The sequence below is a fragment of the Desulfosporosinus paludis genome (genome assembly GCF_045689965.1).
In the GTDB taxonomy this organism is placed as follows: Bacteria; Bacillota; Desulfitobacteriia; order Desulfitobacteriales; family Desulfitobacteriaceae; genus Desulfosporosinus; species Desulfosporosinus paludis.
In genome coordinates, this window is sequence record NZ_CP144211.1 from 1,078,787 (window position 1) to 1,093,257 (window position 14,471).

The window sequence follows — 14,471 nt, forward strand, 5'->3', positions numbered from 1 at the left end:
ACAATTTTATGGTTCTCGGGAACATATCAATAGTCTTTATTTAATGTGTCTTATCACATTGGCTACAGATTCCATTAACACTCGGTGCACGCACAACATTACTTAACGCAATTTGCGAAATTCTCTTTCTCTCAGTAATAGCTGATGCAGGTATTCCTTATCAGCTTCACTCTTGTCAAGTTTTACATTGAGCGCATCAATTTCAGCATCGTATTCATCAAGCAACTCTTCATAAGCGCCTCTTTCACTTTCAAAGATTTGCTTCTGTATTAGGAATTCATCAGCCTGCTTAAGTAATTTTGATTCGTACTTATCTGACGCTTCCTCGTATCCTTCGACTTTACCATCATACCGTCCAGCCTGATAAACTTTACTTGTAATTGGATTATCTTCGCACCAATCCTCTTTTGTGGTCCTTTTTATGCCATCAACAATACTTCCTTCATCCGTAATGTTCTTAATGGTATCAATAGTTCTTCCTAAACCTGTGCTCTCCACAACATTCTTCCTATTCCCATGGCGTTAGCTCCTTTAAATAAAGTTCTTCTCCTTGTATCATCTTATTGAATCCACCAAATACAAATTCTTCCTTAACAGATTGAATAAATTTAGTATCGGTTACTAATCTGTACATAGTAACAATTATTCCACCTATATCTAGATCTTTCCATGCTGACTCATTTCCAGCGATAGCATTCCCTCCAACCCAAATTACATTACTCATTGTAGAAATCAAATTCGAATACATCAATATTTTTCGAGTTTTTACTTCGTATACATCTCTATTTGGATATTTCTCTGGATCATAATACAGTCCATGAATCAGTGAAATAACCATATTGATCAATATGGTTCCTACCGCTTGTGTACCCACAACAGCGATATCCTTGATCAAGCATAATGAGTCGTAGTTGCTTTTATATAGTTTACCAGCCAAATCATGTGCAAACGTCTCTAGCACCGGAACTGGAAGACCATTCTTTGTAAATGCATCTGACTTAAGATGAATTGCCTCAGCAAAAATGGCTGCTGGAAGTCGTTTATCATCTTCCTTTATACTTTCAATAGCCATCCTAAAGCCATCTAACACATTCGTTTGATATTCCCAGTGTTTTGGCTTGGGTTGTGCTGAAACTTTGTATGTTCTGAAATCTTCAAGCGTTATGGTACTTGAGATAATATTCATCGTTCCAAATATCCAGCCCAAAATTGGATCATGTCCTAATGTATGTATTCTATGATATCCAGCCTCCATGTTAACGCCAAATTTTGGCGATCCAGTGCTAACATCGTAAGGCACTCCGTCGTATACGATTTCGAGCCAAGTTGGATATTTTTCACTTTTATTATGGTCCCACACTCCATCATGCTTTTCTTTGTATTTATCCCTCGCCTCACGTTCCATCTTCTTTATTGAGGAATCATTGTCTTTAACTCTTGAGTTGTTCATTTTTTCGGTAGCGTATTGATTTACCTTATTGATGACAACCCATCTGCCAAGTTGAAGTGCTGTAGCAAAAAATAAGAAAGTAATATCAATACCATTTAATCCAGTTTGGCTTTCAAATTCCCTATCCAGGTCATCCAGAATAAAAGATGCATTATGAGCTACGTTAGCAACACGATAGTTTTCTTGAATAATCTTATCCATATTCGATAAAATGGTTTCGCCTTTTTTATCCAGTAGTTCTCTCTGACGTTTTAATTCTTCTAATTTACTCATGCTCTTCTCTTCAGGAGCATTTTTGACCTTTTGAAGTTTTTCATAATGACCCTTAATTTCTTCAAATCTTTTTTGTTGCTCAAATGATAACTGCTCAAATATATCTTCTCGTTCACTTATGTATGTTTCATACTCTTTTATTAGCTTTCTAAACTCTTCATGATTTTCTCTTGCTAGTACTTTTTGTTCTTCAAACTTCATGGCCTGTTTCATTAATTTATCTTCATATTCTTTACTAGCTTCTGTGTACCCCTCTTTTTTTCCCTCATATTTTCCCTTTTTATATCCCGGTGAGTTTCTGATAATTTCTTCTGTTGCATTTCCGATTACTTCACCTGCTTTGATAGCCATCTTTATTGGCATAGGTAGCATACCTTCGGCCGAAGCGATTAATGCATTAATGTCTACTGGATCTCGGTCCCAAGTCCAGTTTATTTCATCATCTTCCTTTATTTCGTCTACATAGATTTCACCTTTAATATCAACATTTGAATATGATGGATCATCTATATATTTGTATGCACTGGTTTGGGTATTCCCACATTTACAGACTATTTCTGGATTGAAATAGTACTCATATTCATATTTAGTACAGAAATCTTTCTTTTTCTTTATCAATTGACCGCATTTATCACACAAGACAATTATATAGCCATCAAATTCATTTATATATTGCACTCTTCTACTCCCCCATAGTTGTTTAACATACGTAACAATGTATCTCTCATTTCTTGACGAAAGTCATCAGGTTTTAATACTTCAAGAAACTCCGCCTGACTAAGTAACCACATCTTGATACCATCGCCAAATACCTCCGCCTTAACAATAGCCTTATCCCCCTCCCACCCAATCACTTGAGCGGTAGGTAAACGATCAAGAACTGCCTCTAGCGATGGACCCCAGAATCGAAAAGTTATAGGCATTAATTTTCCGGCCCGCATGAATTGTACTCTTTTACGAAACTCGCCTTCTTCAAATCTCCCAGTATTTGAAATACGAAAGTGTTGATCTGTGATTGAATATGACTGTATTCGGTCCAATCGATATGTAACAGGAAATTTATTACCCGAATCCTTAATATAGGCTATAAGGTAAAAATAATATTCCGCAAAAATCAGGCCACATGGCTCTAACTTCTTAGAAATAATGGCCGAATCTCCAGGTTTCAGATATTCAATTTCTAAAAGTCGCTGCTCACGGACAGCAAAGCTCATGTCCCATATTTTATTAAAGAGTGGTTGACTGTGCTTAACTGGTAAATAATGGTGTAGTTCGTTTCGTATAACCTCTTTAATATGCTTTCGAGTATCAGGTAAACATTGAGCAACGATCTTGTCCAACAAAATAGTTAGCTCCGATTTAGGAAATGCTCTACTCTCCAACAATACCTTTGCAATGGCTAAAACCTCTTCCTGAGTTAGCCAAGCGCTCTCCCAGAGCATTTCATATCCCTTTTTAACTCGATTGTAGTTTATTGAGATATTGCAACTTTCTCCATTCAAACTCTGTTCTTCTAAATAAGCTCTTAAATCATTGATATCACGTTGAATTGCTTTCTTACTCACAGAAAATTTAACCGAAGCCTGCTGTTTGTTAACTATGTTCCCTCTGCTTAAAGTTTCATATAGGGAAAGAATCCGGATTGTCTTTGCCAGTCTATCCGAATCTTTTTGCCACTCTTCGTCCAAGTAAAAATCCTCCGTCATTTGTAGAAGCTCTACAAGTATATCCAACATTTCTGCCTAAATATTTCTACTTAAAAAAATGATATCCTGCAAAAAAGCGCAAATTAATTATTCTCTTGTCGACCCTTGGTTTGAATAGTACCCGCTTCTTCTACTAGGACTGTTTTCAAATCATTGGCATTCATGGATTTCTCCTTTGTTAAATCACAATTACAATAAGGACATAGCCACAATCTGTGTTCACTTGCGCTGAATGAATTTTTTCCACATGCCTTACAATTTTTTCTTAACATGATTTCATCACCTACTACGTTATTTTCTATGAATACAGCATAGCAAAAGATATGGACGCTTTTTGTCTATGTCATAAACTTTTAATAGTCGAACCCAAAAAATAGATGCGTTGGCAAGAAGACAAATATCTTCTCAACCAACGCATACAAACTGATCTTTAATCACCACCTACGGCGTGAAAAATAACTCCTTTGGCAGGAGCGTTTCCTCGATAAAATGGATTACATCAAACATGTTTCTACCAATGCGAGAAATCTCAGTTAAAACACAACGGTAATTCTGCCACTTTCAATTGCTTCCCACATCACTTGAAAAGCAGGACTGTCAAAATTCAGGCCACTAAAACCCGTCGTCGACGTAAAAATAAAAGGATATATTCCATGCTCATAAATCCGCACTAATCACTCAGTCTTCTGTTCCTCTTATACATGGGACATATTGAATACTCCCTACAACTCTAGCTGTTCCCGATTCAATAATGGTATGTTCCAATCGTTCAACTTCACTTCTAGTCAGTTCAAGCTTGCTTCTGAATTTAGTTTTATAATTTTTAAGGTAACAGATAAATTTGCTTTTGTTATTTTCATTTTGCAAAATAAATATTGATTCACATGCCGATAGCAGTGGAAATTCAGCGCTTTCAATTTGGGCTTCTTTTTCTACTATATACTGCACACTAGTAAAGCCCCGTTGGGGCTTATCTACAGTGTCAGGGATGAACCAATCGCGTCCATTCTTTTTTGCATGTCTTAATTTTCCACGCCTAATCCATTGTCGGACCGTAACAGGCTCAACTCCAAGCATGGAGGCATATTGCTCAACTGTAAGATAATCGCATTCAACCGTAATCAAAGTGTGTTCCACTGTTGAGTTTATGCTAGTAATTTCATCATTTTCAACTTCAATCTCATCAGCCTGACAGAGATTCAGCTCCATGCTATTATCTAAAAACTGATATTCATAGTACCACCAAAGTTCTGTTAAGACTGGAAGTTTGCATTTCTTTACTGCTGAAATAAATTTTTCACATAGTTTAACTCTGTTTTTTACAACTTTATTTGAATAGGTTGGTTCTTCATTTTTTCTTTCGTGTTCTACAAACAATTCTAATGATTTTAAAATGTCTTCCCGCGTAAATAGATAATCCTCTCGGAATAGTTTTTCTGTAATGTCCATTAATAACCCTCCAATAACTGTTTGCCTTATTGTAACGCATCGTTACAATAAGGCAAATTATCCAAGGTTAAAAGAGCCGTTTGGGTTATCTCGCTTTTAGTCGAACCATTCTTTTCTTCCTCATTTTAATATTAAAACCGCTACTTAAGTAAGTAACGGCTTAAATTTTTCGGATAATCTTTTATTAAGTTATGATAGTAAAACTACATTAACTCCCTTAAGCTTAGGTAAATACCGTTCATTCACTATTTCATAGGTCCTAGGTTCAGTTACAAAAAAGTATTTGTAATTCGCCTCATTCTTATGCAGTTTTTCAAAGTCCTTTTTAAACATTTCCTTTTGTTGAGAACCCAAATCGGTTTTGCCGTATGGGATTGTTGTTTTTATTTCAGCGATAACTCTTTCTCCTTCAAGAGTAAGCTCATCAATATCTAAACCAGGTGCAGATTGAGGTTTTTTTGCTACATCAAACCTTTTAAAGCTATGCTTCTTGCATAAGAAATCCTTTGCCATTAGACAGGCAATGAAGCTGACGTCGTTGTCGAGATTACCTAAGGTTTTCTTAATTTGTGTAATGTATGAATACCAGTAACTTAAATCTTGACTCTTTCGGTCAAGTTCATCTGAGCTTAAATACTCTCGAAGTTCATTAACCTTAACCCTATTTTCATCAACATGTCCGTTTCTCTATAAGAAGCATCCATTCTCGTAATCCCCCTTCTCGCATCATCTTTTGTGGGAATTATAGCATACTTCCTCTTTTGTAAGTCAAGACAAGGATGTTGTGTTGTGATATAAGACAGTACTAAAGTCCTAGATAAATTTCTTCTATTTCTACACAACTTTGCCAACTTCCGCTACGGTTTCAAACTAATTTGCCCCTGCGAGTATTGCTGGTTTAACTAAAAAATGCGTTGGCGAGAAGACTTCTATCTTCTCAACCAACGCTTTCATCAAGTATTACAAGAAAAGGTATATTCCATTCGACGACAATATCTAGTTTTAACTTTCCATGCCTCTTTCGTTCATGAACGATGATTTTATTAATCAGCGTAACTATATCAGTATGAGTAAGTTCCTTCCTATTAATAATATCCTTCAAAACATCCAATGCCCTTGCTAGTTTGGCTTTCTCATGATCCCGGACCTCTTTGAGATTCTTTGTTTCACTCAACTGCTGTTCCAGCTTTTCCAGTTCTGCGGTTGATTCTTGTGTCATCTCCCGAAATAACTCTTCGTTAATCAAACCTTGCGCAAGTTGCTTGGAGTAATTCTTTATTTCGGTCTTTTTGGCCTGATGCGCAGTTTGTAGTTTATCAATCAGTTTGTTGGCATCCCTGTTCGACTGCTGCCTCTGATCGATGTTCTTATCAAGATTATCAATTTTGACAAGCCCACTTTGGTAGAGGGATTCTATTTGCTCAAATACTATTTTGTCAAGATCATCATGGCTTATCGAATGCCCCGAACAATAAGCTTTTCCATACCTCTGATACGTAGAGCATATATAGCACTTCTTTTGGCCATAACTTCGGACCTGGTTAACTGTGACAAGGTTTTTTCCGCATTTCCCACACTTCACTATGCCGGTATACTTATAAATTGGACCGTTCTTAGCCTTGACTCCATTTACAACCCTCTTAGTAAAGGTGGCATTAACTGCCTCAAATTCATCCCTATTAATAATAGCCGGAATCGCCCCTTCAAGCACAAACTGATCCTCCTCGGCAACCATAATCAATTTATTGCTTCGAATCTTGGGCCGTTTGGTTACCCCTCTTCGAACAATTCCGATATAAACATCGTCTTTAAGAATTCTCTTAACGGTCTCACCATGCCAAACATTTTTATATTGCCACTCTGGTTTTCCCTGGTAACCACACAAGGCATTTTTTCTAGAGCATGGAGTTGGAACCTTGTGTTCATTAAGGTGTTTGGCAATTTTATTGAGGCCATATCCGTGTAAATAAAGGTTAAAAATAAGCCGCACAGTGTCGGCGGCTTCTTCATCAATGATACATTTTCCTTTTTCATTAGGGTCTTTTATATAGCCGAAATGGGGAGCATGAACCTCCCCATTTTTCTGTTTTGTCCTTAATGCATCTTTTGTTTTTCGGCTAATGTCCCGAACATACAACTCATTATACCAAGTCTGTATCCCTCTCAGATTTTCATCCATGTTTCCACTTTTTAAGAGGATTTTTACACCCTTATCTTCCAGCTCCTCGATGAACAGTAGAGTTTTGGCATTATGCCGACCTATTCGTGAAAGGTCTTTGGCTACCAAAACGTCGAGAGCACCTTCGTCAATGAGTTCAATAATCCTATTAATCCCTGGCCTGTTATATGAATACCCGCTGATATCGTTATCTTCAATAATCTCTATGAGTTCGATACCCTGTTCGCCTGCAAAGTCTTTTATGACATCCTTTTGGCTGGAAATACTTTCCTTGCTACCATCTTCATCCCTGGAAATCCTCACATAGCCATATGCCCCCATATTTCAATTCCTCTCTTTTTCTTTACTCATTGGGCTTTCGCGTTACTTCAATGGTAGTGTGATGTTAGCTCTGTGTCGGCAACTAATCAAGCAATTTGAGACGTTTCATGCGATTAACAATTACCAATTCCAAAGCCTTTTCCCAAGTAATCGTTCCTTTACATGTATGGGTAACTGAGTTAATCCGGGGATGATCTGGGTATTCAATTCTGAGTTCTCTTTTCGTCTCTTTATTTGCCATTTATGCCTCCATTAAATGTCGATGCCCTGCTTCAAGTTATCCTCAAAGCAAGGCAATGTTCAGGTTATTAGAGCCGAATCAGTATTGCTAATCTAAAAAAGAGATCATAGAAACATTTGTTATCCTTTTTTAAGGACTCCAGAAACTCTACATGTTGGGACTTTTACCAATAGACACAACTTATTGGTAAAGCAATCCTGCCAACCTTTTTAAAATTTTAGCCCTATTTTGAACTTTTTCTAAAACTTTGGCCATATTTAACTCAAAAAATGCCGGGCAGTTCTCCGTAGGTATGGGGACACGGCAGCCCCGATAAGCCACAAGAGGTGACCGGGGGGATGGTAATCAGCATCGTTCAGATTTTGCCACCTTCAAGTTGAAGGTTACAAGTTGGAAATCGTGGTATTGTGTCCCTAACCTTAACCCTCCCAAAAACTTTACACCGGACAAATACCATATAATTGAATAGCCGCTAAATGTTCACTCTCTGGTGCAAGGAAATCAACCTTTCAAATTTTAAGTTAAACCTTATCCCTATAATCCCTAATATCCCTAGAATGACAATTAGAAATCCTTTTTAAGGATTGTAGGTATTTTAGGGGTGGCTTCTGGCCAAAAAGAAAAGCAGCCCATGGTTCATCACGGGTTACCCTTGCACGTAAAATGTTGGGCTTATTTTAGCTTAAACTCATCCGAATTCGAGATATTCCACAAATCATCCAGTTGCATTTCAATTTTCTGCACTGAGGTTTTAAATTGGTTTTCTAAATTTTCAATTGTCTGCTGAACACGCCTTAATTCTTTTATCTGATTATCCACCTGTGCTTTTAGCCGCTTAGTGTATTCATGATCTAATTCTATATGATAAATGGATCGTAAAACCCCTTGGATCCTGTTAATTAATAGCTTTGCTCTCTTATACTCTTTTGCATTTTCTTTCTGGCTTTTTACCATTGGCTCAAGTTTCTCTTCAAGTTCCTCACGCTGTTCTAATTCCAGATTATTACATGCCAAAACAAATTTCAAATTCCCAACCGCTCCGGTAGTGCCGTCATAACTTCGAATAAAGTCATTGCAGTTGTCTGTCAACACCATCAAGTGTTGTTTCAATGCGGTCAGTTTATCTTGGATATTCATTTTCAGATATCCCCTTTCTTGTAAACCACAATTAGTTTCTTCGATTTGTTGGAGATCTTGGTTTTTCATCTTAATTCCCCCTATCATTTGAATAAATTTAGAAGTTGGTTTAAACATTTCTGACTCCTCCTTGAAAATGGACTTACCCCTATCCCTAAAATCCCTAAAATCCCTAGAATACCTAGAATTATCGTTCGGTAATCATTTTATGGATTGTAGGTAAAATAGGGATGACCTGTGACCCTTCTGTCTTGGTACTTACCAAAAAGAACAGCCTATGATATTTCCCATAGTCTGCATATAACATGCCCTAAACTGTAAACTCATTAGATTTCGTGGCATTCCAATAATAATTCAATTGATCATCAATCTTCTTCAGACCGGCTCTAAATTGTTTGTCATAGTTTTGTGCTGACTTTTTATCAAACTTACTCCTTTCCGCTTCTACCATAAGCTTTTTAACATTTTCTTGATCAATCCTTAACTTATCTACGGATCGTATATTGACTTGAATCTTCGGCAATAACCGTTTCTGCCGAGCATACTTTTGGAGTTGTTGCTTCTGGGTATTCACCATTGAGTCGAGCTTTATTTTGAGATGCAAACGGAGTTCATAATTTAGTGTTCTATTGGCAAGAATTTGTTTCAAAGACCTTATCTCTTCGGCATCTTCGCTATAGCGATAAATAAAATATTCACAATCCCGTTCTAACTGCCTATAGCGATGATAAATTGCCCCTAGCTTTTGCTGGCTTTCCATTATCAGTTTGTCTAATCCCTTCATCTCACTCATTTTATCCCCCCATTAACTGATATAATTTGGTAGAGAACACAATTCAATTTTGAAACTGGACTTCAACCCTATCCCTAAAATCTCTAATATCCCTAGAATTATCATCCGGCAATCATTTTAGGGTTTGTAGGTATTATAGGGATGACCTCCAGCCTTCCAAATGAAAAGGCGGCCCGTGGATATTTCCATTGACCGCCCAAAACCAAATACCAGATGCATTATTTATCAGTTTGCCACCCTCCAATGATGGTAGCCAGTGTTTTTATTGACCCTCAACCATATACCTTATCCCTTGAAATAAAGTATAACCAAACCGCCATTTCATTTTAGGGATTCTAGGTATTTTAGGGACGCCTAATTACCCTCAAAATAATCATTAGGTTAGCCCGTTGATTCGATTTTAGCAATGGACTCCGTGCCTAATGCCGGATTCAGTTCATACTCAATATACTTCCTTCCCACCGTACCTTTTTCAATAATTCGTTCCCGCAAATAGTTTCTTTCTATTAATATAGCCAGCGCACGATCCAGTTCACTGGCTACCTTAAAGCGGCCCCGAGTCCATTGCCAAATATCTTGTTTACTCAATGTGCTTACTGTAAAGTAGGTTTTCTTTTCAATGGCTTGGAGAAGATATTTGGCATCCTCAATCCTTGGATTGGCACCCATCATCTCGAAGGCAGCCAAGGCCTGGAGAATTAAATATTCCATCGAGAGAGTAGTAGCCGCTTGCATAGTCAGGCCACTCATCGTAAGAGCCCATGGTTCTGAGACAAAACAATTTTCAGCTAGATGAAGAATACCCGCAATCCGTCCTGTTAGGCCGCAGAGTTTAGCTCCCCAGTCGATAATCCCGGAGAGTTTTCCAAACGGTCTAAGATAGGTTTCAATAGTTTGTTCAAAATCGCGGAATACTTGGTTGGCGTCATCACTTAATTGAATAAGCCCTGGTGGATCATTTAATGGTAAATTCAAGAGCCTCATCATTCCGGCTTGATAAGCTACTTTTACTGACTCCGGAACTGAAGGAGTATCCAACCTGCGATAACCAACAAATGATTTCGGAATAGCGTAAGCGAACCGTCCAAGCAAACCTCTTCCTCTAAAATGGGGAACATCCAATAATCCTCTTAGAGCATCTGGCTGGACACTAACCCCTATAGTGAGGAGCGGTTTATCAATTTGGATCGACGGGCGGCCAATGCGATCTACCCGGAGCGGATCGCCAGAAAAAGCTTTCAAATAGACATCCAGATTAGGGCCACCGGATTGAACATACCTTCCTTCAATTAATCCAAACAGACCCGCTTCGCTGGAGAGAATTGCTATTCGTCCACCTTGTTCAGCCATGGCGATTACTAATTTTTCCTGTGTGTGATCATCCAAGTAGAGTTTTGGTAAACTCGGCGTCCCCATTTCTTCCATTTCACAAGCAATTGCTGCTGCTCGCAAAGCCAGATTCTCAGCAGTATCAGGATTATCAGCTTTAACCGCATCAGTTTGAAGTTTGGAGATCTGGCCTTCCCTTAACTTCTTTAAGGATTCCGCTTGTTTCACCAGTGGAGTAAACTCCTTCCTTTTTTCGGATTCCCATAGAGTAAGCGGGTGGATAAGATCAGCAAATGTTTTGCTCTTCCGATTACCAGGGTCCATAGCTGCAATGACCCAAAGATTGAGAGATTCATGCCATCCAGGACGTAATTCTATCTCCGCTTTACCAGCAACTGCAGTTGCCAGAATGGAAAGAGCAATCATACCGGGAAGTCCCATAGGAACTTGGAGTGCTTCTGCTTCGGCCTCTACACAATCCCGAAGCCAACCAGGGAAAACCTCGACCGGGAATTCTGGAAGTTCATGTTCTCCATTAAACGGAACAATTTGCCCCCAATCATCCGATTGTTTCGGTGGATTAATTAAGACAACCGGGCTTTTTATCCGCTCACGACATTCCTCACAATAACCCGGGAATTCAGTTTTAATACGATGACAAGTGGCTGGACCAGCATCGTTCATAGCATGGAGGATTTTACGATCTGTTTCTTGGCGATAATAGTCCGGGTAAGGCTGGCTGATTTTGTGGACCAGATCCACACCTTTGAATAATCTGGATAGTATGGAAACAGCAGCATACCACTCTGGTTCAGGGAGAGTTTCAGCATCATCCCGACAGTGGCGAAGAAAAGCACAATCATCAAAGATGAAGTGCTCTACCTTATCCCTATTATCCCTACAATCCCTAGAATTAGAATCCATATCTACCAGTTGGTGAATGTCATATCTTCTTTCAGGTTCAAAGGAAAGAATTTGCACGGGTATGGGCGTATCGCCTTTGCAATTCATGGTTCCTGGCAAACGTAGGACTCTGGTTAGATCCGAAGTATTGTCAAGTTTCCATCCTCGTTTGGCAAAGTCTCTTATAAATCGTTGTTGCCACACGCGAGACATCTCTTGAGCCTTTTGCCGATCATCATTACTCTCAAAGATCCAAGGCTTGTCGAAAAGCCAGTAGCAATGAATCCCACCACCCGTAAAGATAATAATCGATGGAGGATTAGGTAACGACTCCAACCATTCCCAAACTTCATCAAAGGTCGGTAAGTTCTTCTGTTCATGGTTGCCACCTTGGCAATCAAAATCACAATAGAAGCAGGTCATGGAATGGACACTGACTAACGTTCCCCGCTCGTTTACAGAGAGGGCTTTGACTTGAGGACAGACCGGGAAATAAATATCTTGGGATTGTCCAAATCTGACTGCCGTTTCAGCCATATCACGAAGATTTGTTAATGACCGCCAGAGGGTTTTCTTTTTCTTCAGTAGCCAAATATAGGTGTATCCTTCCGTATCACCATAAATGGACTGAAGGAACTTTAGGATTTCTGAAACTACGTCTCCGCTTGGTATCATTGATTCTGTCTCGATCACCAAAACACCTCATTTTCTACCTAGTTTTATTTTGCAGAGACCGCCTTCCAAATCTGAAACCCATAAAAAATGGGCCACTCTTCATCTGAGCAGCCCAAATCTATATTACATTTTTGAATCAAAAACTTCGTCCAAGACATCCAAACGATACGTGCGAAGATCACCTAAGTCTGGTTCAGGGAATTTTCCAACGGGTATTTCTAAATTCTCACTGAACCAGACAACCCTTTGTTCAATACCATAAACATCACCAACATCAACTCTTATACCACGATGACTACAGTAGCCAGCAATCCTAAAGTAGTCCGTTCCTATCTTGGCGGCTAAGTTTTGATTTCTTCATCTTGCCGACCATTGTTTGTCGAATCTCCTTCAAAGATTGTAAGGAGACAATGATTATATCTTCGATGCTAGATGGTTTATTATGGTATAATTTAGATAATGAAATTACTTATTGCCCTTGGCCTGCCAGCCTGGGTAATTTTTTTGCCTAACAATGAACACTCTTCAATTCACAGCGCAACTGCTCGATCCCCTTTTGGAATCCTGACTTTAATCGTTCTGGATCTTTTCTTATGTGAGGCGAATATGGCCATGACACTACCATACCGTCAAATTCCCTAAGCGCTTCTTCGTAAGTTCTTAGGGCTTTATTTTTTCGTTCGATTGAGCGCTTTTGTTTCTTCCTTGCACGAATTTCTGGGTTTATAGTAAAACACTCCTTTAGAAATTATTAAATATTTAGTGGTTTCCCCGTCAAGTACGGGTACTAACACCCTATATTTAGTTAAATCAACAATTACTTAACTTGTATTTCCGTCATTACAGGCAAAAAAATAAGATCTAGTTCTAGTGCTTTGGCGATTTTAGAAATGGAGTTCAGTGATGGATTATAACGCCCTGCTTCAATATCAGCGATATAACTCCTTGATAGATCAGCAGCTTTACTCAATGCCTTTTGAGTAAGTTTTAAGCTGCAACGTTTTTCTTTAATTAGAGTGCCTAGACCGATATGATTGATTTCTACTTTTTCCACAGTGATCCCCCCCTTTACTTACGTTTAGTATACGGTATTTCCGTCATTAGAATCAAAGCTCATTAAACCCGATTTTGGTAGATTAATGCACTCCTATCTTGTATTTACGACATTTTCCTCTATGCATTATCAAATTGCACTTGTTAATCCGTCCGATTCTAGTTATAATTAAATTGTCGGTGTGACCGTCATTTTTCAAGGAGGATATAATGAATGCGTGTAGGAGAGAGTTTAAAAACTTACAGAAAACAAAAAGGATTCACCCAAGTTGAACTTGCAAAAAAGGCAGGAATCTCAAGATCTTACCTTGCAGACGTTGAGGCTGGTCGATATAATCCAAGTTTAGATACTTTAACGGCTGTAGCAAAAGCATTAAATATTGAAACGGGCCTTTTAATCTCCCCTGAAGCAATTGTCGTAAGAAAAGAAGATGAAGCCATGAAGGCATTATTGACAATTTTAAAGGCTATCTACGACCACGTTGAACTTGAGTTTATTAATTCAGGAAGTGATGAAGTACCCGAATATGACGGTGAATATAGGGTCCTCTTGACCAAGGACAATGAGGAAATTTATTTGAGTAAAAAGCATTACGAATCACTATATAAGTTTGTCGTTTCCAATATTCCCAATTACATTGATCTTATCAATTCTTACGATTAAACTTTAGGCTATCTATAGACAGCATAAACTAGCTCAGCAGTTTAATACTGCTGAGCCATTTACTGTCCTCAAATTTAAGGGCAGCATTAAACATTTAGAAAATATAGATTAAAACCGACTCCTACAATTCCTACAATCCCTGGAGTAAAACTTTGTGCTCCATCGATGAATTTCAAGGATTTGAGGTAAAATACGGATGGACTTTATTATAGTGTTCCTTATCAATTTACGTTGAGGGATTTACTTGGGGAATATCACCTATTACTCCTATGAAACTGCGAAATTTTGCGTGTGGCTG

Annotated in this window: 12 protein-coding genes; 1 reads left to right on the forward strand and 11 read right to left on the reverse strand. The window is 38.4% G+C overall.

The genetic code is table 11. From position 1 onward, the window contains the following. Positions 1–102 precede the first annotated feature (102 nt). The 11 genes from VZF35_RS05505 to VZF35_RS05555 all read right to left on the reverse strand — a co-directional run bounded on the left by VZF35_RS05505 (position 103) and on the right by VZF35_RS05555 (position 13,510). Positions 103–498, reverse strand: coding sequence for a hypothetical protein (locus VZF35_RS05505; protein WP_407311736.1), 396 nt, complete (start codon positions 496–498; stop codon positions 103–105). A gap of 10 nt (positions 499–508) precedes the next feature. Next, on the reverse strand, positions 509–2,401 hold the full coding sequence (locus tag VZF35_RS05510) for a hypothetical protein (RefSeq protein ID WP_407311738.1): 1,893 nt from the start codon (positions 2,399–2,401) through the stop codon (positions 509–511). Next, positions 2,389–3,459: a helix-turn-helix transcriptional regulator gene (locus tag VZF35_RS05515; protein ID WP_407311740.1), complete on the reverse strand. Its 1,071-nt coding sequence runs from the start codon at positions 3,457–3,459 to the stop codon at positions 2,389–2,391. The genes VZF35_RS05510 and VZF35_RS05515 overlap by 13 nt, the downstream gene beginning before the upstream one ends. A gap of 648 nt (positions 3,460–4,107) precedes the next feature. Next, on the reverse strand, positions 4,108–4,878 hold the full coding sequence (locus VZF35_RS05520) for a helix-turn-helix domain-containing protein (protein ID WP_407311742.1): 771 nt from the start codon (positions 4,876–4,878) through the stop codon (positions 4,108–4,110). Positions 4,879–5,067: 189 nt separating this feature from the next. Then, positions 5,068–5,391, reverse strand: coding sequence for a hypothetical protein (locus tag VZF35_RS05525; RefSeq protein ID WP_407311744.1), 324 nt, complete (start codon positions 5,389–5,391; stop codon positions 5,068–5,070). Between the two features lie 424 nt (positions 5,392–5,815). Further along, positions 5,816–7,378, reverse strand: a complete 1,563-nt coding sequence (locus tag VZF35_RS05530) for a recombinase family protein (RefSeq protein WP_407311746.1) — start codon at positions 7,376–7,378, stop codon at positions 5,816–5,818. 82 nt (positions 7,379–7,460) lie between these two features. Next, complete coding sequence (locus VZF35_RS05535; protein ID WP_407311748.1) at positions 7,461–7,619, reverse strand: hypothetical protein; 159 nt, start codon at positions 7,617–7,619, stop codon at positions 7,461–7,463. 672 nt (positions 7,620–8,291) lie between these two features. Further along, positions 8,292–8,873: a hypothetical protein gene (locus VZF35_RS05540; protein WP_407311750.1), complete on the reverse strand. Its 582-nt coding sequence runs from the start codon at positions 8,871–8,873 to the stop codon at positions 8,292–8,294. A 193-nt stretch (positions 8,874–9,066) separates the two neighbouring features. Further along, positions 9,067–9,549, reverse strand: coding sequence for a hypothetical protein (locus VZF35_RS05545; RefSeq protein ID WP_407311752.1), 483 nt, complete (start codon positions 9,547–9,549; stop codon positions 9,067–9,069). Positions 9,550–9,930: 381 nt separating this feature from the next. Continuing rightward, positions 9,931–12,474: a YfjI family protein gene (locus VZF35_RS05550; RefSeq protein WP_407311754.1), complete on the reverse strand. Its 2,544-nt coding sequence runs from the start codon at positions 12,472–12,474 to the stop codon at positions 9,931–9,933. Positions 12,475–13,273: 799 nt separating this feature from the next. Continuing rightward, the gene (locus VZF35_RS05555; protein WP_407311756.1) at positions 13,274–13,510 is read right to left on the reverse strand and encodes a helix-turn-helix domain-containing protein; all 237 of its coding nucleotides are present in this window, start codon (positions 13,508–13,510) and stop codon (positions 13,274–13,276) included. A 213-nt stretch (positions 13,511–13,723) separates the two neighbouring features. Here VZF35_RS05555 and VZF35_RS05560 point away from each other — a divergent pair, with 213 nt between their 5' ends. Continuing rightward, complete coding sequence (locus tag VZF35_RS05560) at positions 13,724–14,173, forward strand: helix-turn-helix domain-containing protein (protein ID WP_407311758.1); 450 nt, start codon at positions 13,724–13,726, stop codon at positions 14,171–14,173. The last annotated feature ends 298 nt before the right edge of the window (positions 14,174–14,471 follow it).